Below are 20,377 nucleotides of genomic sequence, written 5' to 3' on the forward strand. Positions count from 1 at the left end.
CTGAATTACAAAGCTTTCCGACGTTGAAAAAACTGATTAGCTGAAAACTCATCTAACATTTTTTGCTCGTTTTTAGCCATTAACGCATTTGCTTTGAGTTTTTGATTCTCGATTAACTTGGCAACTGCTTTAGCTTTAATTTGCTGCTTAAGCCATAGCGTTTTACGTTGAGTAACAACTTGCTTAGCGGTATTTACTGTACTTGCTTGTTGGCGAATTGCCTCTTCAATTTTAGCTATAAAAGCATGGTACTGACCAAACCCTGCACTAGATAAACCCGACTTACCTTTTAGGTGTAACTGTTGAGAATATTCAAGTCTAAAGTTATTTAAACCTTGCAGCTTTTGTTGATTTGCTTGCAAATTTTGATTGGCTTGTAAGTAACTCATGCGCAAACTTTCTTCTTTATCATTTTCAATTTTGAGCAATAAATCGAGTTTATTTTTAGCCATTATGCTTGTCCTAGTAACTGAGCAAGACCTTGCAGACCATCATCATAACTAATGACATCTCGCATACCTTGTTGTAAAAATGCATTTACTCTTGGCATCATATTTATAGCTTGGTCGAGCATTTGATCGGTCCCTTTTTGATAAGCGCCTAACGTAATCATGTCTTTGTTTTGTTGATACATTGAATACACTTGTTTAAGCACTCGGGCTTGTTGCATATGCGGCTCAGAAACAACTTGAGGCATAACACGCGAAATCGACTTTTCAATATCTATAGCGGGATAGTGCCCACTGTCAGCTAAATCACGCGATAGTACAATGTGTCCATCTAATATAGCTCGCGCTGCATCAGCAATAGGGTCTTGCATATCATCGCCTTCACTCAACACCGTAAAAAAGCCAGTAATTGAACCTTGCCCTTCACCGCCATTACCAGCACGCTCCACCAGCGCAGGTAATTTAGCAAACACCGAAGGCGGATAACCCTTTGTAGCGGGCGGCTCGCCAACAGCAAGTGCAATTTCACGTTGCGCCATTGCATAACGCGTTACCGAATCGAGTAACAATAATACGTTTAAACCCTGATCTCTAAAATACTCTGCAATAGTTACGGCGCTCTCACAGCCTTTTAAACGCATAAGTGGTGATGAATCAGCAGGCGCTGCGACAACAACTGAACGTTTGCGCCCCTCTACACCGAGTATTTCTTCAATAAATTCTTTTACTTCGCGACCACGCTCCCCCACTAAGCCAACAACAATTACATCGGCTTCGCTACCTCGGGTCATCATACCGAGAAGTACTGATTTACCCACACCAGAGCCTGCAAACAAGCCCATGCGCTGGCCTTGCCCTACTGTAATAACCGAGTTAATAGCACGCACACCTACATCCATAGGCTTAGTGATTGGTCTTCTTGAAAGCGGGTTTATAGTATTTTGTGCAAACTTTAAATGATGCTCAGCATTAATTTTACCAAGGCCATCTAGCGGTCGCCCTAAGCCATCAACCACGCGCCCTAGTAAACTCATCCCTACAGGTAAACCTAAGTTATTAACTTGAGGAATTACACGCGCACCAGGAAGTACACCAGAGATATGATCATTAGGCATTAAGTACAAAGTTTGATCGTTAAAACCGACTATTTCGGCGTCTACAAAGCCGTTCATAGTTTCTATTTTACATTGGCTACCAACGGGAGCACGTAAACCTCTAGCCTCAAGGGTAAGGCCAACAACACGCGTTAAAATACCTGCCACAGCAGGCGCTGGGGTTTTAATATGTTGTTGATATTGAGATAAGCGTTCGCTTAAAGGTGCACGTTGAGTTGACATAACACGCCAATAAAATAGTTAGATACCACTATTATGCAAAAAACTATCCAACGTTTCTTTGACACGTGTTTTAAGGGTCATATCGAGTGATGATTGCGCTGTTTTAACTTCACAGCCACCGCGCTCAAGAGTGGGCTCTGCCATTAATTGCCAGTTATTATCAATAATAGTTTGTTCGCCGTAACTCTCTTTTATGAGCTCTAAATCTTCGGGGTTTAAATGAATTCGTACTTTTTCTTGCTCGGCATTAAGTGAGTCAATACTTTGCTTTAACGTATGTAAAATAACATCAGGCGATGTTTTTACTTCTTGATAAATAACAGCCTCGGCTAACATGCTAGCAAGTTGTACTAATTGCTTCTCGGCTTGTTCGTCCACTTTATCTAGCGGTGCAGTTAACCCTTCTAAAATAGCTTTTAAACTCGTTAACTGCTCTTCAATTAATGGTTTTACGTCATCAAGGCCCTGTGTTTTACCTTGCTCTAAGCCTTCTTTGTAGCCAGCCTCTTTGCCTTCGCCAACGCCTTTTTCAAAACCGTCTATGTAGCCTTGCTCATGACCTTGCTTGAGGCCTTCTTCGTAGGCGTCTTGCCTAATGCGTTCAAGCTCAACCATAGTAAGCGCAGGCAATTCTGGTTCTTGTGGCTCATCAATTGGCATTTCTTCAGCTAATTCTTTTTTATACAGATCACTAAGCGGTGTGCCGTAAGCTGTAGAGCGATTGCCAAAGATGCTCTCATCTGGTGCTACATCTGGAATAGCCCAGTTTTTTAATAATTCATCTGCTTCATCAGCCCGAAGTGTGCGCCCTTTGAGTTTGCTCATGGTTTACAAGAACTCCTCGCCACCGCCGCCGCCCAGCTGAATTTCACCTGAGTCAGATAAACGACGCGCTGTTGATAAAATCTCTTTTTGCGCCGCTTCTACTTCACTTATACGAACAGGTGCCATAGCCTCTAAATCATCAGCAAGCATTTCGGCTGCACGCTTAGACATATTGCCCAGTATTTTATCTTTAAGGGCATCGTCGGTGCCTTTAATTGCTTTCATTAATACGTCTTGTTGTACTTCTCGTAGGATTGCTTGAATACCACGGTCTTCAACATCCATTAAGTTTTCAAACACAAACATTAAGTCTTGAATTTGCTGCGACATCTCTTCGTCATGCTCACGAATAGAGTCCATCAACTGCCCTTCTACATTGGTATCTAGGTAGTTCATTATATCTGCAGCTGCTTTTAAGCCACCCATTTTAGCGGCTTGTGCACCTGCTTGGCCGGCAAATTGTTTTTCCATAATTTCGTTTAGCTCTTGCAGTGCTGCTGGCTGAACTTCTTCAAGGTTTGCAATACGCATTGTTAAATCTAAACGCACTTTTTCAGGGAACTGAGCAATAATCTCAGCTGACTGTTCTGGCTCTAAATACGATAATACAATAGTTTGAATTTGCGGATGCTCATTACGAATAATGTTTGCTACCTGCTTAGAGTCCATCCATTTTAATGAATCCAAGCCTTTAGCGCCTGAGCCCATAACAATTTGGTCAATAAGGCTAGCGGCTTTGTCTTCACCAAGGGCTGCTGTAAGCGCTTTTTTAATAAAGTCTTCTGACTGAAAACCAATGGTACTAAAGCTTTGAATTTGTTCTATAAACAAGTTGTGTACAGCGCTAATTTTAGCTTGAGATAAATCCTGTAGCCCAGCCATCGCCATACCCACTTTTTGCACCTGTTTAGGTTCTAAGTGTTTAAGGATTTGCGCGGCATCTTCTTCTGATAAACTCAAAAGTAATATAGCAGCTTTATCTACCCCATCTAGCTTATCAACATCAAAGGCTGGCGGGAGTTGTTTTTTTTCTTGATCAGTCATCTTCTGTTAACCACGCTTTCACTACTTGTGATGATAGTTCTGGTTCGTTAGCTACAAGGGCACGAATTGCTTTGAGTAAATCTTCGTCGCCATGTAAATCCGGTAACTGCAGTGTACCATCACTTGAGAAACCAACCGAAGCAGAATCAAAGTCTTTATTTAGCATATCAAGTGTATTGTCGCCAATATCTACGCCTGAACTTAATGCATCTTCGTCGTATTCTTCTAATGTATCGTCTGGATAAATTAAGCGTTTAAGCATTGGTTTAACTACTGCCATTATCAGTACAATAATAACTAAGGCTCCCAATACAAGGCGGGCTATTTTCATAAACCAGTCTTGTTCCCACAGTGGCACTTCTATGGCTAAATCTGTTGCTTCACGTACAAACGGCACTGTTACTACTTCAAGTGCATCACCACGTTGCATATCAAAACCTACACCACCTTGTAATAAGCGACGAATATTTGACAATGCCTCTACCGAGCGCGGGGTCATAGTTGTTTCGCCGTTTTCTCCCACTTTAGGGACGTAGTCAACAGCAACTGACACACTTATTCTGCGTATTACACCACTTTGCTGGCGCTTGTGAGAAATAGTTGTATCGAGTTCATAATTACGTGTTGCTTCTTTGTGGCTACGTGTTGGTGGCGTAGCAGTGCCTGCGCCGCCTTGTCCTGCAACTTCAGGGATGTTTGAGTTTAGCGGTGGTTGATTTGTAAGCGCGCCAGGAATACCAACAGCTAACCCACCAATGTTATTTTCTTCAAATGTGGTTTCGCTTCTAACCGCTGGTAGGTCTGGGTTATAACGCTTTTGAGTTTCCTCAACTGAGCTAAAGTCCATGCTCAAATCAACTTGAGCTGTATAGTTTGCAAGCCCAACAACCGGTATTAAAATACTGTCTATTTTTTCAAGATACTCTTGTTCTCGCTTACGTTCTAAATCGTATTCTTTACGAGAGCGTGCTGCTAATGAGCTTTGCGAACCTGAATTTAATAATCGACCATTTTGGTCAGTAACCGTAACACGTGCAGGCTCTAAGCCTTGTACTGCTGAAGCAATCATATCAACAACAGAGTCTACTTCTTCACGGTCAAGTGAGCGGCCACGCTTAAGTGTTAATACTACAGTAGCAGATGGTTTTTTCTCTCTGCGGGCAAATACGTTTTCTTTAGGGATGGCTAACAATACTTTGGCGCGAGTAATGTTATTTAGCTCTTCAATGGTGCGTGCTAATTGCTGTTCACGACCATGCTTTAAGCGTTCACGCTCCAAGCGCTGGCTTACACCAAAGCCCATATCTTGCATAATTATGTCAGAGCCTGATGCAGGGCCTTGCTCTAACCCTTCGCGGGTCATTAGCAATTTAATGTTTTGGTATTCGCTTTCATCAACCGATACAACATTGCCATCTAGTTGGTATTCAATTTTTTGCGCATCTAAAAAGTCTAATGTTTGAATAAGCTCTTCTGTTTGCATTTTGCCTAACGGGCGCATATCTGGCTGACGAGCCCAAATAATAATAAAAATCGCGATAGCTAAACAAATAGCCAATGCTATAACCAATGTTACTTGGCGCAATACATCAACACCATTTAAAGCACTTAAGTAGCCTGACTTTTGTTCTTGTTGATCATCACCACCACTTTGGTCAATACCGCCACCAGCAAGTGCTAGGTCTGTAGATTGGTTAGATTGCGCCACAATAATTCTCCACTACCTAATTAAACAGGCATGTTCATGATTTCTTTATAAGCTTCAACAAGTTTATTACGAACCTGTACTGTAGCCTCAAAAGCAACTGACGATTTTTGAGAAGCAATCATCGCCTCAGCAAGAGATACACTTCGATCCCCCATCTCAACTGCTGTTACTTTTTGCGCGGCATCTTGTTGTAATCCGTGCACTGAATTTATTGCATCACTTAGCATGTCGCCAAATTGTGCTGTAGAAGTAGACTGCACCTGAGTTGGCAGTTTATTAGTTTGATTATTACGGCCGGCTTCTAAAGCCATTGATTGCATTTCTTGAAATACAGCACTGTTTTGAATTTTCATAATTTATCTCTGACACGCAGTGAACTCTTATAAGTAATAAAGCACAAAGCATGCCAAATAATTAATCATTAAAATACAATAGGTTAACTTTAATCTGTGTGAGTCAGAGTTTTGACGACCCTAAGCTTGCACTGCAAGCTTAGGGTTTATAGGAGGTTATGCAGGAAGTGAAATACCTAGATCGCGCATTTGCGCTAGTTTATAACGTAAAGTTCGTGGGCTTATGCCCAACGTTTCGGCAACGTCTTTACGCTTACCTTGGCAACGTGCAAGGGTTTCTAAAATAATGCGATGCTCTTTGTCTTTAAGCTCATCTTTATAGCTACCGGTATCTGCCGCTAGCAAACCTTGTTTAGGCTCATCCTCAGCATGCGATTTTTCATCATAATATGCAGAGCTTAACGTGCTTTTCTCAATACCTTGAGCTTCTTGAGTTACCTCGGCTGCCGACACTGTTTGCACCGCAGCCAATGAAGGCTCCATAACAAAGTTATTAGATGCTAAGTTTTCGATAAAAATAGCATGCTCGTTTATTGTGTTGCCCGTACGCAGTATAAGTGCACGTTGTATAACGTTATCAAGCTCGCGCACGTTACCAGGCCATGTATGAGCCAATAGCTTTTGCTCAGCCGCTTTATCTAAATACGCCATGGGCTCTTTGCTTTTACTAATATGGCGCTCAATTAAATGCTTAGCCAATACAATAATATCACCGGGGCGTTGGCACAATGGTCGCCACATCAATGGAAAAACATTAAGCCTGTAATATAAATCTTCTCTAAACTGGTTTTTAGCAACCGCTTCTTTTAAGTCACGATTACTGGTAGCCAAAATACGCACATCAAGTTGAATTGTTTTACGGCCACCTAAACGCTCTACTTCACGCTCTTGCAGTACGCGCAAAAGCTTAGCTTGCAACCCTAAGTCCATCTCAGTAATTTCATCAAGTAAAATAGTACCGCCCTGCGCTTGCTCAAACTTACCCGGGCATGCTTGAATCGCGCCCGTAAAAGCCCCTTTTTCGTAACCAAATAAAGTGGCTTCGAGCATGTTTTCAGGAATAGCCGCGCAGTTAATCGCCACAAATGGCTCATTACATCGGCTCGACTTATCATGAATATAACGCGCAAGTACTTCCTTACCTGAACCACTTGGGCCAAGTACCATTACACTTGCATCAGAGCGTGCTACTTTACTTGCAAGCTCCAATAATTGAATACTAGTTGGGTCAGCAACAACGGGGCCGTCGGTTTCTTTTGCTTTTTCAGGCAAATAACGGCTCACCATATTTAACAGCACTTCAGGTGCAAATGGTTTTGCCATGTAGTCAATTGCACCTAGGCGCATGGCCTCTACCGCATCGTCAATTGTGGCATACGCCGTCATCATCAATACAGGTAAATCAGGGTGGTTTAATTTAATACTGCGTAGTAAATCAAGTCCACTCATTGCGCCCATTTGCACGTCGCTTACAACAAGCGAAAATTGATCTTTTTTAAGCAGTAACATTGCTTGCTCAGCACTGCTCGCTGCAACACATTCAATACCCGACATTTCAAGGGTATCTATTAAGGCTTCACGAAGCCCTGCGTCATCTTCGACAACTAAAATAGTGTTACTCATAATGACCCCTCTAATTTAGATGTTGCCTTAATAGGCAGTAACAAGCTAAAGCAGGCACCACCCTGCGTATTATTAGTCACATCAACACGTCCTTGGTGCGCACTAGCCACCGAACTCACTACAGCAAGCCCTAAACCTGTGCCCTGACTTTTTGTAGTAAAAAATGGTTCAAAAATTTTATCGCTTTGGCTTAAATCTACACCTGGGCCATTGTCGCTCACACTAATACGAACCATATCTAAATCTTTTAAATCTCTTTGTGCGTTAATTTTTACTTTTGCGCCGCCGCCAATAACTTGAATACTATTGTGCACTAGATTTTGAATAGCACTGGCCAATGCCGTTTTATTACCAACTATTTGTATATCGGGTTCAGGTAAGCTTACATCCAGTTCACTTTCATTAAGTGCGACCATCGCATCAGCACCTGCTTTAACTTCGGTTAAAAGCTGCTGCATTGAAACTTGCTCAACAACTTGCTGATCGCCACTTTTAGCAAATAACAGCATGTCGTTTACTTGAGTTTCTAAATCTTTTAAACGCGACATTAACTTTGTTTGAAAATTATCGCGAGATGCTTCGGGTAAGCGCTTAGACCCTAAATTAGCAGCGTACAGCATAGCGGCTGAGAGCGGCGTACGGACTTGATGCGCTAATGATGCAACCATTTTACCCAGCGCGCTTAATCGCTGCATATGTGCAACACGTTTTTGTAAGCGGCGAGTTTCGGTTAAATCCGTCATTAAAATAAGTTGCCCAGGCTCTGGTGCTAAAGCAGTAATATCAAGCTTTATTAGGCGTCCGTCTTTTAAAGACACTTCATGGCCATCATCTTGATGTGGCCTAAAAGAGCGCTGAATAACATTAAACCAGCGCTCACCTTCAAGTGGCTCGCCAAGCATATCAATCGCTATTTGATTCGCTTTTGCAATCAACCCTTTGCCATCAAGTACAACCACACCTGCTGGCATGGTATCAACCAAATGCGAAAGCCAACTTGCTTGCTTGCGCAGATCGCTTAATTCACCAATGTACTCCTCTTGAAGTAAACATGGGTTATACTGATTTGCAGAAAAAAACTGTGGTTTTAGCACGCTAGCAAGGGCCATAATCAAATCTCGAATTGATGTAGATACATGTATAAATGCACGATTTATACCAAAATTTATTTACATACTTATCATTAAGTTACATCAATAATTTGAGCGACATAAAAATGACGCACACAAAAAGGAATAATAATGAGTGAGCAAATAAAGTGCCGTTGCCCGTGGCTCGACACCACTAAACCCGACTACGTTATTTACCATGATGAAGAATGGGGCGTCCCTCTTTGTGATGATACAAAGCTGTTTGAATTTATCACTCTTGAATCAGCGCAAGCCGGCTTAAGCTGGTACACAATTTTAAAAAAGCGCAGCGGTTATAAAAAAGCATTTGCTAATTTTGATGTAGATAAAGTGGCACAATTCACACAAGATGACATTGAGAGATTAATGCTTGATGAGGGTATTGTGCGCAATCGCTTAAAAATTGCGGCAACTGTTAACAACGCAAAGTGCTTTATAGAAATACAAAAAGAATTTGGAAGTTTTAGTAACTACCAATGGCAGTTTGTCGATAATAAACCGATTATAAGTAATTTAAATAACGCTGAGGACTACCCAGCAATTACAGAGGCATCAACTGCATTTGCTAAAGATTTAAAAAAACGGGGTTTTAAGTTTTTAGGCCCAACAACGGTATATGCGCATATGCAGGCCTGCGGTATGGTTAACGATCACAGTAATGATTGTTTTAGAAAAGAAGAAATTATTAAGGCTTTTAGTGAGTAAGTGATTAGTTCACAAAGAGGTTAAGAGACGCTGCGCTTTAGAGAAGTAAAGCGTAAGTGGACTATGGTTTCTCATTTAGCTACGCTTTTCACGCGAGCAAAATCTACGTCTACCGCCAAGGTTTAAGTTTGGGTTATCTTGTAGACGCCATGCTTGCGTGACGGGCAAAGCCCGTAAAGTGATTGATCACAAATGAATAATAAATAGCGAAAAGTCTTTCACCATTTATATACTGCTAATCTCTTGAAAGATTATACTTTTTCATTTTCTCAACGAGTGTTGTTCTGCGTACACCTAATATTTCTGCAGCGCGAGCTACAACGTAATCATAGCGCTCTAACGCTTGGGTTATTAAGCTAATTTCGAGCTCGGCTAAATAATCTTTAAGTTCAATACCATCATCAGGTAATAGCCCACTACCCGTTTGGCTAAACTCAGCGTCTGGCTCACTTTCGTAATCACTAAAGCCTGTACTAAATATGTCATTAAAGGCGTCTTTTTCCATTAACTCTTCAGGGTATTCTGGCTCGTAGGCTTCAACTTCAATGTGACGATATTTGTTAGGTAAATCAGGAATATCAACCACTTTGTCAGGGAACATAATAACCATACGCTCCACCAAATTAGCAAGCTCACGAATATTACCAGGCCAAGCATGTTCTTTTAAGCTCTCAACTGCGCGCTCTGTAAACTTAGCGGTAGAACCAGTCTGGTCGTTAACACGGCGCATTAACTCTTTTAAAAGCAGCGGAATATCATCAGCTCGTTCACTCAGCGATGGGTTTTCGATAGGGAATACATTTAAGCGGTAATATAAATCTTCCCTAAAACTACCCTCTTCAATCATTGTTTCAAGATTACGATGCGTGGCAGCAATAACGCGTACATCAGCTTGGATGGCCTTTGTACCACCAACACGCTCGTAGCTGCGTTCTTGCAATACTCGCAGCAACTTAACTTGCATTTGCAGTGGCATATCGCCTATTTCATCTAAAAATAGCGTTCCGCCTTGAGCTAGTTCAAAGCGCCCTTTACGAGCCGATATAGCACCAGTAAACGCGCCTTTTTCGTGGCCAAATAGTTCACTTTCGAGCAGCTCTGCCGGAATAGCACCACAGTTAACTGGTACAAACGGTCCATTAATACGCTTTGAAAGCAGGTGTACATTACGGGCAACCACTTCTTTACCTGTGCCTGATTCGCCTAAAATTAAAACATTGGCGTCGGTTTTTGCCACTTGTTCAATTAAAAAGCGAACATCTTTTACGGCCTCTGTTTCACCAACAAGTCCGTCAAAAGTTTTATGTGGTTTAGAATGCTTATGCTCATTTGGCAACATGCGCTGATACTGCTGGCAATCGTGAAGTAACTGCGTTGTCACTTCGTGATTAAATGGCTCGCAAATAAGCCCCACCACATTAGCTATACTTAATAGTGGTTTTAGCGTTTCGCCAATTAATAAAAACGGTAATGTTGGATAGCGTTTAATTAAGCTTTCGTGGTCAAGTGATTGCAACGCTCCTAAAATAATCATGCATTCTTGCTGCTGATATTTTTTGCATTCTTGTTCAAAGCAGTCTTCGCTTAATAGTTGAGCAGCCTCACCAATAAAGCCAAGTGAAGCATTTAATCCTATTGCGCGGTTGTTATTATTATCTAAAATCAAGATCATATTTAGCGAGCCGTACTTTCACTAATTTGTATAATTACTTAAATTGTAAGCGAGTTTGACAGGGATGCAAGCACAAAGCGGCAGTTTTTTGACATAGATGCCAAAAAACAGACACTGAGCTAATTGTAAGTAATACTTAATAATTACTGCTGTATCATTAATATTAAAGTAAGCCTAAGATGGATTCAGCCGATTGATTAGCTTGGCCACGAAGTGCTATAGAAGCTTGTGCTAAAATATCATTTGATGCCTGCTGAGATATTGCCTGAGCATAATCGGTATCTTGAATACGACTTTGACTCGCGACAATATTTGTTTGCTGCGTACCCAGCCCTTTAATAGTACTAGCCAAAGTATTTTGAAAAGCACCAAGTTCAGCACGCTGGGCGTTTATTTCCTCCGCCGCTTGGTCACTAATATCAATGGCAGCTTGAGCACCTGCTTGGGTAGAAATATCAATTGTTGATATTACTGATGCAAAACTGCCGTCCGAAGGCGTGGTTGTTTGCGTTGTATTGGCATCAGGCCCTACTTGAAACGAAACCGATTGACCATCAAACAATGGTTTACCGCCAAAAGAAGCATGCATTTTCAAACGTCTCAGTGATTTGACTTTGTAACTGCCCCACTTCTTCTTGTAATGCAGCACGGTCACTATCGTTAAGGGCCCCGTTACCTGCTTGAATTGACAGTTCGCGAATGCGTGACACTGCATCATTAACCCCAGATAAACTTGACTCCGTCACTTGCGAATAAGAGATACCGTCGTAAGCATTGCGAACAGCTTGCCCATAACCATCTTGTTGCGATGTTAATCGATCGATGATTTGCAAAGCTGCGGCATCATCCGCCGCTGAGTTTACTTTTTTACCCGTAGCAAGTTGCTCTGCAAGCTTATTTGAAGTTTGCTGAGTTTGGTTTAAAAAGTTAGTTGCTGGTGATTGAATTTTCATAACAGGCTCCGACACGCTGAATGGTTAAATTATAGCTTAATTTGCCAAATTTTGTACTTTGTACCATGTTTAAACTAAATTAACTTGGCACCGAGCTTGCTAGTCACCTTGTTAATAGTTAAATTACTGAGAAATGTGTCAAAATTCTCACTATGCGTATTTAAACGCCAATGATAAATAACTTGGGTAACACTATGTTCGATAATAAAACAATTCTAATTACCGGTGGTACCGGATCATTCGGTAAAAAATACGTAAAAACGTTACTTGAACGATACAATCCTAAAAAAATCATTATATTTTCTCGCGATGAACTAAAACAATTTGAAATGCAGCAAGACTTTGATCAACCATGTATGCGTTACTTCATCGGTGATGTACGTGATAAAGACCGCTTACGCCGTGCAATGCGTGGAGTCAATTATGTAATTCATGCTGCAGCTCTTAAGCAAGTCCCTGCGGCTGAATATAACCCGATGGAATGTATCAAGACCAATATAAACGGTGCTGAAAACGTGATTGATGCAGCACTGGACAACAATGTTGAGAAAGTAATTGCACTATCAACTGACAAAGCGGCAAACCCTATTAATTTGTATGGTGCTACTAAGCTGGCCTCTGACAAGCTATTTGTTGCGGCTAACAATATTGCAGGTGGTCACAAAACAACGTTTTCGGTTGTGCGTTACGGCAATGTAGTCTGTTCTCGAGGTTCTGTAGTGCCTATTTTTCAAAAATTTATTGACCAAGGTCGCGACCATATCCCCATTACCCATGACGAGATGACGCGTTTTTGGATCAGTCTTCAGCAAGGCGTTGATTTTGTATTAACTAACTTTGAACGTATGCTAGGCGGCGAAATTTTCGTACCTAAAATCCCATCAATACGTATTACTGATTTAGCCAAAGCAATGGCACCCGACTTACCGGTTAAAATAATCGGTATTCGTCCAGGTGAAAAGCTTCATGAAGTAATGTGCCCTGCAGACTTATGTTTTGAAACTTATGAATACCAAGACCATTTTGTAATTGCCCCTGGGATCAAATTTAGCAGCCGCAGCAATGACTTTACCGTTAATGCTTTAGGTGAAAAAGGGAAAGAGGTTGCCCAAGGTTTCGAGTATAACTCGCTTAGCAATCCACATTTTATGTCGATTGAAGAAATTAAAAACTTTAATGTACAAGCACTTTTATGACAGATTCTTTAATACCTTACGGAAAGCAAGATATTTCGCAAGCTGATATTGATGCTGTAATTGATGTTTTAAAATCTGATTGGTTAACACAAGGTCCTAAAGTACCCGCATTTGAAGACACAATTTCCGCGTATTGTGGTGCCAACTATGCTACAGCCACAAGCAGTGCCACCTCAGCTTTACACATAGCATGTTTATCTTTAGGTGTAAGCGAAGGCGATATAGTATGGACTTCACCAATATCATTTGTAGCTTCAGCAAACTGCGCATTATACTGTGGCGCAAAAGTTGATTTTGTTGATGTAGATATCGACACTGGAAATTTATCTCCTGATGCTTTAGAGCAAAAATTAATTTCAGCAGAAAAAACCAACACTCTCCCAAAACTAGTCATCCCTGTACATCTAGCTGGGCAGTCATGTGATATGCAAGCCATTGCAAAGCTTGCTGAGAAATACAGTTTTAAAATCATTGAAGATGCATCTCATGCTATTGGCGCTAAATATTTAGGTAAGCCGGTTGGTTGTTGTGAGCACTCTGACATTACTGTATTTAGCTTTCACCCTGTGAAAATTATTACTTCAGCAGAAGGCGGTATGGCAGTTACTAACTGCAAAAAAATCGATAATACGATGAAGTTGTTACGAAGCCATGGTATTACATCAAATCCAACTGAAATGACAGAGCCCAGTCATGGACCGTGGTATTATCAGCAAGTAGAACTTGGTTTTAATTACAGAATGACTGAGTTGCAAGCCGCTTTAGGGTTAAGTCAACTCACAAGGCTTAATGAATTTGTAGCTAAAAGAAATGAATTAGCAAGTATTTATACTAACGAGTTTAAGCATTTGCCTCTTACCCATTTGCATCAATCAACACAAAGCTACTCTAGTTATCATTTGTATATTATTCGGTTAACTGGCGATGCCGTTAAAAAGCATAAAGAGCTCATTTGCTCTTTAAGAGAGCACAAAATTACGAGTCACTTACACTACATTCCGATTCATATACAGCCATATTACAAAGGATTGGGCTTCCGAGAAGGTGACTTTCCAAATGCAATTGAATACTACAATACTGCACTTACAATTCCTCTGCACCCAAAATTAAAAACGTCGGAGCAGGCTTACATAGTCAAAAAAATTACAGATATAATATGAAAATTGCGTTAGGAACAGTTCAATTTGGCTTAAACTACGGAGTAACGAACACTCAAGGTAAGGTGCATCAAAGTGAAATTAATTCGATACTTAATCGCGCCAAAAAAGCCAACATAAATGTTATTGATACTGCAAATGCTTACGGTGAGAGTGAAGCTGCTCTGGGTGAATACGGGAGTTTAGCTGAGTTTAAGTTAGTCACTAAAATCCCTACAATGGTTCAAGAATCACGCTCTATTGCACAAATAGCCCAACACAGTATCAGTAACCTTAACCACAAACCACTACATGCAATATTATTACATGATGCTAATGACTTACTATCCCCAAATGCCGATAAGTATTTTGATCAGATGCTAAAACTGAAAGCAGATGGGTTATGTCATAAAGTAGGTGTGTCGTTATATAACCCTGAACAAATGTTTACTATAACTGCACGCTATCCAATCGAGTTGATCCAGATTCCTTTCAATTGCTTTGATCAGCGGTTTGCAACGAGTGAATGCCGTAATATATATTCAAGAAACAACATAGAAGTGCATGCTCGTTCATTATTTTTGCAAGGCACATTATTGAGTAACAGGCATAATTTGCCCAGTTATTTCAATGAATTTAGCTCTGCGTATGATGATTTTTATAATCTTTGCGATATGCTGAACTGCGATCCAATGACATTAGCATTAGCTGTGCCTCAACAATTCGATTTTATAGATCAAGCCGTTTTAGGTGTATGTTCTAAATTACAGTTAGAGCAAATATTGCTGCATTATTCGAACTCACAGCAATTAACAAGGCTCACAAGAAACCAGTTAAAAACATTGCAATATGAAGATTCGAGGCTCATTAATCCGGCAAACTGGTCGATAAACTAATATCTGATCTATCAGTTGAGAACATATGAAAACAAATGTATTTATCCAAGCTAGAATGTCATCTAGCCGCTTGCCAGGAAAAGTGTTAGAAAACATCGTCGGCAAACCTATGTTACTTCACATTGTTGAACGTCTAAAGCATGCGTCTATGGCAAATAAAATAGTTGTATTAACAAGTGAAGAACGGTCTGATGATCCAATCAAAGAACTGTGTGAAAATCATTCTATCGATTGCTTTAGAGGTTCCTTAAATAATGTTCTAGAGCGATTTTATTTAGCTGGAATACAATTTCCTGCTGAGCACATAGTCCGTATTACCGCAGACTGCCCGCTTGTTGATAGTCAACTAGTCGATAGTATTGTCTCTAAGCACATCACTAATAATGCAGATTTTACCAGTAACTGTCACCCCGCGATGTACCCAGATGGTCTTGATGTAGAAGTAATTAAGTTTAAAGCCCTTGAACAAGCATATATTAACGCCTCAACCTCACACCAGCAAGAACATGTTACTCCTTATCTTTTTACACACCAATCGCAGTTTGAATGCATCAACTATGATGCACCAAAGCCTATTCCTTTATATCGATTGACTGTAGACCATCCTGAAGATTTATCACTTATTAGAAAAATTTACGCGTCTCTCTATGCAAACGACAATAACTTTAGCCTAGATAATACGCTTAACTTGTTAGCGCAAAACCCTGCTTGGTTAAAGAGCAATGCACACTTTGCCCGAAATGAAGCATTAGAAGAAAACTCACCCAGAGAACAAAAAACCATGACCCGTTATCAACAATCTGAGCATTATTTACAACGTGCACAACAATATATCCCACTTGGAGCTCAAACATTTAGTAAAAGCCAAATGACATTCCCAAAGGGCGCTTCACCCTTGTTTTTAAAGAAAGGTAAAGGCTGCCAAGTAACGGATGTAGATGGTAATGAGTATATTGACTTCGTAAATGGCCTACTAGCAATTTCTTTAGGTTATTGTGACCCTGATATTGATAACGCCGTTATGACCCAAATGCAATCAGGAGTGTCATTCTCACTTTCTCACCCTATAGAAATAGATGTAGCAAAAAAAATCTGCGAATTAATTCCGTGTGCTGAACAAGTTAGATTTGCTAAGAATGGCTCTGACGCAACGTCCGCAGCGATTCGTTTAGCACGAGCCTACACAAAAAAAGAACATATAGCTGTGTGCGGCTATCATGGCTGGCAAGATTGGTACATTGGCAGCACCTCGCGAAACTTGGGAGTACCTAAATCAACACAAGCGCTTACACACACATTCCAATATAATAACTTAAGCTCATTAGAAGCCTTATTACAAGCAGGAAATATAGCCGCTGTTATAATGGAACCAATGAACGTGTCATACCCTGATGAAGGTTTCTTGCAAGGAGTTAAACAACTATGCGAACAATATGCCGCTATACTTATATTTGATGAAACAATAACAGGCTTTAGGTTTCATTTAGGCGGTGGACAGTCACTATTTAATGTTACTCCTGACCTCGCTACGTTTGGTAAAGGTATCGCTAATGGCTTCCCTATCTCAGTTATCTGCGGTAAAGCTGAGATTATGGAACTCATGAACGACATTTTCTTTTCAGGTACTTTTGCAGGGGAAACTCTCTCTCTTGCAGCAACTCTTGCAACTATAAAAAAAATTGAAGAGCAAAATATTATCTCGCATATTTCATCTATGGGTAATAGGCTAATTGAAGAACTGAATAGTTTAATTAAAAAATATGATGCAGAGTCTTGGATTTCGACATCAGGTCATCCTAGCTGGTCATTTATTCATATATCTGAACAAGGTAATTACAGTGCATTACAACTGCGCTCACTGTTCATACAAGAAATGGCAAAGCGAGGGGTTTTAATTAACAGTAGCCACAACTTAAGCTTTGCGCATAAAGATACACACATAGATGCCCTATTGCTCGCTTATGATGAGGTACTGCCTATAATTATTAGTTGTGTTGCAAAAAAAAGCCTCGACGTTGACTTTTTAGGCACCCCGCTGCAAAGTGTATTCAAGGTACGATAATGCTTCATATCGCTGTTAGAGCTGATGCAAGCAATACAATTGGGGCTGGTCACTTCATGCGCTGTCTTGCCTTAATTAAATGTATAAAAAAAGCGTTTGGGGCTGAAAACAAAACTTTAAAAGTCACATTTATTTGTGCCGACATTAATAGCTATTGCACCACTAAAATTTTGGAAGGTGAGTTTTCATTAATAAAAGTCACTAATAACTATTTAAACGCTCCAGCTTGGCTTAAGCTAGACTCACAACAAACTGAACAGGCACTTTCAAGCTTAGATAAGGTTCATGTACTTATTGTTGACAGCTACCGAATACAAGAACCTTGGTATAGCGATAATATTAAATCCTTATGTTCAAAGGTTTTGGTTATTGATGATTTAGCCAATAGAAAGCATTATTGCCATTATTTACTTGACCAAACACTTGATGTTAAAAATGAGCGATATAGGAAGCTAGTTCCAAACACGTGCCAAATAATGGTAGGAAAATCCTATATGTTGCTCCGTGAAGAGTTCTTACAGTGGCGTAACAAAGCACTCCTTAAACGTAATAAAACTAAAAGCATCAAAAATATATTAGTATCATTAGGTGGCTCCGATCCCACAGCAATAAACCTCACAATCATCAATGCAATCACCATAATAAACAAACATTTAGGTGCACCACTTAGCGTTAATTTGGTTGTGCCAAAAAACAGTCAATCTGCAGATACATATAAAACACTTGAGAAAGAAAACTCTTGGCTGACTGTGCAATTTGATACGAATGATATGGCGCGCTTAATGTACTATGCTGATATTGCGATTGGTGCAAGCGGAAGCTCAGCTTGGGAAAGGTGCTGTTTAGGCCTTCCTACTTTAGCTATAGAATTAGCTGATAATCAGGCATTGGTCCTCGATAGGCTTTCTTCTCATGGGGCTATTATTAACTTAGGTAAATCAGCGACTTTAACCCCGCAAAAAATCCAACAAACTTTAGTAGCACTATTAAATTCGAACACGCAATATCTTAGCCTTAGTAAAAAAGCGGCCTGTTGCTGTGACGGTAAAGGGTCGTTAAGAGTGTTAGAAAAACTAAATTTATCAAAAGTTTATTTAAGGCCTGCAACACTTGAAGATAGAGACTTACTTTTTAACTGGCAATCACAAGCGTCTGTCAGAAAGTATTCAAGAACAAATCATAATATTAGCTTTGATGAGCATTCTCATTGGTATGAAAATACATTGAGAAATACCAACCGGAATTTATTTATCATCACTGAGCAATGGCTGGGCGGCACTGAATCACCTGTTGGTATGTTGCGCCTTGACTTACAAGGCGAACAATATGAAGTATCTATTCTTATTTGCCCTTCGCAACAAGGCAGAGGTCTAGCTAAAAAAGCGTTGGATGCTATTTCGATAGACTTTAAAAGGTTGCCAATCCTAGCAACCGTTCATCCTGAAAACATCCCTTCTCAAATATTATTTTCAAAGGCTGGGTTTAAAAAAATCTCAAAAGACTTATTTATTCTAAAGTAATCAACTAACTCACTTTGTATTGTTCAGAGCACGTTCAAAATAGTTAAAAACACTGATATCTGGATCATTAACTATTTTTTCAAAGCATACCGATGCAAACGGGTAAGAGCGACCAGCATAATTGAGCACTATAAAAGGCGCTTTAGGGTCAGTTTCATCCATAAACCATTGGCCACCGGCTTGAGCTTTGAAAAGTTCACCAATAAAAGCACCAAACATTGTACTAACAGTAAATAACACTTTATCATCAAGTGGAGTAGATTGGTGTTCTTGTGACAGTTTTACAAGTACACGTTCTAATTCTTGTAGGCCCGATACGTTAAGCTCCACATCTTCATTATTGACGTATTTTATATATGATATGGCATCTTTAACAGAATCTGACATTAATTCATTCAGTTGCTGTAATTCTTTCATAATTTTCATCTTATTTAATAGCAAACCAAAGTAGGCTTAATTATAAAAAACATCAATAAACTAGCAAAATATAATGCAAAAATCAGTACGAATATAGCTAGAACATGATGGATTACGTATTCAGCATATAGCGTTTTATTGATACAGGCAATATTCTGCGCAAGTCTTATACCTTAATAGGTTAATAATTTTCAATATAAAGTAAAAACTATCAAAAAATGAATCTATTCAAAAAGTAAGATACAATCTAATCAACCAACATCTGACACCTTGAGTTATATGCCTAAGAACATCATTTTAGATAATACCTGCATAGGTAAAGATCATGAACCCTATATTATTGCAGAGTTATCAGGTAATCATAACGGCGATATAAACCGTGCAAAAGAGCTTATCAAAGTAGCTAAACAATCAGGTGCGCATGCCGTTAAAATGCAAACCTACACAGCTGATACCATGACAATAGATTGTGATAAAGATGATTTCTGTATCAAAGGAGGATTATGGCATGGTAAAAAACTATATCAATTATATGAATGGGCCCACACGCCATGGAGCTGGCATGAAGAACTATTTGCATTTGCAAAAGCATTAGACATTACTTTATTTAGCTCTCCTTTTGATGAAACAGCTGTAGACTTTTTAGAATCATTGAATGCGCCAGCATACAAAATTGCTTCTTTTGAGCTCGTAGATCATCCTTTAATAGCTAAAGTGGCGCAAACTAAAAAGCCAATGATTATGTCTACGGGAATGGCAAGTTATGAAGATATAAGTAGTGCCATTGACGTTGCCAAAAAGCATGGTAACGAAGAATTAATCATCCTTCACTGCATAAGTGGTTACCCTACCCCAATAGCTGATTCAAACCTTAAAACAATAGAAAAATTAAAACAAGACTTTAACATTCAAGTTGGCCTCTCAGACCATACTTTAGGCACAACTGCTGCTATTGCGGCTACTGCTCTAGGTGCTACAGTAATTGAGAAGCACTTTACTTTAAAACGGTCAGACGGCGGCCCTGATGCAGCATTTTCTCTAGAACCATATGAGTTAAAGCAGCTTTGCGACACAACCAAGTCTGCTTGGCAATCTCTTGGTTATGCAAATTACGAACTAAAAGATTCAGAAGCAACGAACGTGCAATTCAGACGTTCAATTTACGTCGTTAAAGATATGAAAAAAGGCGATACATTTAACGAGAGTAACATTCGCAGAATTCGCCCCGGTTTTGGCTTAGCGCCAAAATTTTATATAGAATTGTTAGGTTCAACTGCCACACAAAACATCAGCAAAGGCACTCCCATGATATGGGAATTGAGCTCCATAAATAAACAAAAGGGAGGTTAGT

Annotated in this window: 17 protein-coding genes and 1 pseudogene; 7 read left to right on the forward strand and 11 right to left on the reverse strand. The window is 39.9% G+C overall.

From position 1 onward, the window contains the following. Nucleotides 1–5: 5 nt before the first annotated feature. From fliJ to RB214_RS12045, 8 genes are all read right to left on the reverse strand, one after another. Nucleotides 6–452, reverse strand: a complete 447-nt coding sequence (fliJ, locus tag RB214_RS12010) for a flagellar export protein FliJ (RefSeq protein WP_182672304.1) — start codon at nt 450–452, stop codon at nt 6–8. Then, complete coding sequence (fliI, locus tag RB214_RS12015) at nt 452–1,786, reverse strand: flagellar protein export ATPase FliI (protein ID WP_024589949.1); 1,335 nt, start codon at nt 1,784–1,786, stop codon at nt 452–454. The genes fliJ and fliI overlap by 1 nt, the downstream gene beginning before the upstream one ends. A gap of 18 nt (nt 1,787–1,804) precedes the next feature. Further along, nucleotides 1,805–2,611: a flagellar assembly protein FliH gene (gene fliH / locus RB214_RS12020; protein WP_309167127.1), complete on the reverse strand. Its 807-nt coding sequence runs from the start codon at nt 2,609–2,611 to the stop codon at nt 1,805–1,807. 3 nt (nt 2,612–2,614) lie between these two features. Continuing rightward, nucleotides 2,615–3,655: a flagellar motor switch protein FliG gene (fliG, locus tag RB214_RS12025; RefSeq protein ID WP_309167128.1), complete on the reverse strand. Its 1,041-nt coding sequence runs from the start codon at nt 3,653–3,655 to the stop codon at nt 2,615–2,617. Next, nucleotides 3,648–5,363 (reverse strand): flagellar basal-body MS-ring/collar protein FliF, encoded by a 1,716-nt coding sequence (gene fliF / locus RB214_RS12030; RefSeq protein ID WP_309167129.1) that lies wholly within the window; start codon nt 5,361–5,363, stop codon nt 3,648–3,650. Before fliF ends, fliG begins: the two co-directional genes overlap by 8 nt. A gap of 20 nt (nt 5,364–5,383) precedes the next feature. Further along, complete coding sequence (gene fliE, locus RB214_RS12035; protein WP_039484631.1) at nt 5,384–5,716, reverse strand: flagellar hook-basal body complex protein FliE; 333 nt, start codon at nt 5,714–5,716, stop codon at nt 5,384–5,386. Nucleotides 5,717–5,872: 156 nt separating this feature from the next. After that, on the reverse strand, nt 5,873–7,339 hold the full coding sequence (locus RB214_RS12040) for a sigma-54 dependent transcriptional regulator (protein WP_309167131.1): 1,467 nt from the start codon (nt 7,337–7,339) through the stop codon (nt 5,873–5,875). Beyond that, complete coding sequence (locus tag RB214_RS12045) at nt 7,336–8,448, reverse strand: ATP-binding protein (protein WP_309167132.1); 1,113 nt, start codon at nt 8,446–8,448, stop codon at nt 7,336–7,338. The genes RB214_RS12040 and RB214_RS12045 overlap by 4 nt, the downstream gene beginning before the upstream one ends. Before the next feature lie 132 nt (nt 8,449–8,580). On the opposite strand from RB214_RS12045, the gene RB214_RS12050 reads away from it, so the two are divergent. Next, entirely contained in the window at nt 8,581–9,174 is a 594-nt protein-coding gene (locus RB214_RS12050; protein WP_309167134.1) for a DNA-3-methyladenine glycosylase I, read from the forward strand. A 235-nt stretch (nt 9,175–9,409) separates the two neighbouring features. On the opposite strand, the gene RB214_RS12055 is transcribed toward RB214_RS12050, so the two are convergent. Further along, complete coding sequence (locus RB214_RS12055; protein WP_309167136.1) at nt 9,410–10,846, reverse strand: sigma-54-dependent Fis family transcriptional regulator; 1,437 nt, start codon at nt 10,844–10,846, stop codon at nt 9,410–9,412. A gap of 163 nt (nt 10,847–11,009) precedes the next feature. Further along, nucleotides 11,010–11,799, reverse strand: a pseudogene (locus RB214_RS12060) (flagellin). A 194-nt stretch (nt 11,800–11,993) separates the two neighbouring features. On the opposite strand from RB214_RS12060, the gene pseB reads away from it, so the two are divergent. From pseB to pseG, 5 genes are read left to right on the forward strand one after another with little or no spacing between them, the layout of a single operon-like run. After that, the gene (pseB, locus tag RB214_RS12065) at nt 11,994–12,995 is read left to right on the forward strand and encodes a UDP-N-acetylglucosamine 4,6-dehydratase (inverting) (protein WP_309167137.1); all 1,002 of its coding nucleotides are present in this window, start codon (nt 11,994–11,996) and stop codon (nt 12,993–12,995) included. Further along, on the forward strand, nt 12,992–14,155 hold the full coding sequence (gene pseC / locus RB214_RS12070) for a UDP-4-amino-4,6-dideoxy-N-acetyl-beta-L-altrosamine transaminase (protein WP_309167139.1): 1,164 nt from the start codon (nt 12,992–12,994) through the stop codon (nt 14,153–14,155). Before pseB ends, pseC begins: the two co-directional genes overlap by 4 nt. Beyond that, nucleotides 14,152–15,027 (forward strand): aldo/keto reductase, encoded by an 876-nt coding sequence (locus tag RB214_RS12075; protein ID WP_309167141.1) that lies wholly within the window; start codon nt 14,152–14,154, stop codon nt 15,025–15,027. Before pseC ends, RB214_RS12075 begins: the two co-directional genes overlap by 4 nt. A 25-nt stretch (nt 15,028–15,052) precedes the next feature. Then, entirely contained in the window at nt 15,053–17,089 is a 2,037-nt protein-coding gene (locus RB214_RS12080) for an aminotransferase class III-fold pyridoxal phosphate-dependent enzyme (protein ID WP_309167143.1), read from the forward strand. After that, on the forward strand, nt 17,089–18,609 hold the full coding sequence (gene pseG, locus RB214_RS12085) for a UDP-2,4-diacetamido-2,4,6-trideoxy-beta-L-altropyranose hydrolase (RefSeq protein WP_309167145.1): 1,521 nt from the start codon (nt 17,089–17,091) through the stop codon (nt 18,607–18,609). The genes RB214_RS12080 and pseG overlap by 1 nt, the downstream gene beginning before the upstream one ends. Before the next feature lie 9 nt (nt 18,610–18,618). Here pseG and RB214_RS12090 read toward each other — a convergent pair whose 3' ends face one another. Beyond that, complete coding sequence (locus RB214_RS12090; RefSeq protein ID WP_309167146.1) at nt 18,619–18,996, reverse strand: hypothetical protein; 378 nt, start codon at nt 18,994–18,996, stop codon at nt 18,619–18,621. Nucleotides 18,997–19,305: 309 nt separating this feature from the next. Here RB214_RS12090 and pseI point away from each other — a divergent pair, with 309 nt between their 5' ends. Beyond that, the gene (gene pseI / locus RB214_RS12095) at nt 19,306–20,376 is read left to right on the forward strand and encodes a pseudaminic acid synthase (protein WP_309167148.1); all 1,071 of its coding nucleotides are present in this window, start codon (nt 19,306–19,308) and stop codon (nt 20,374–20,376) included. Nucleotide 20,377 lies beyond the last annotated feature (1 nt).

It is taken from the genome of Pseudoalteromonas sp. HL-AS1, from assembly GCF_031198785.1.
Classification (GTDB): Bacteria; Pseudomonadota; Gammaproteobacteria; order Enterobacterales; family Alteromonadaceae; genus Pseudoalteromonas; species Pseudoalteromonas distincta.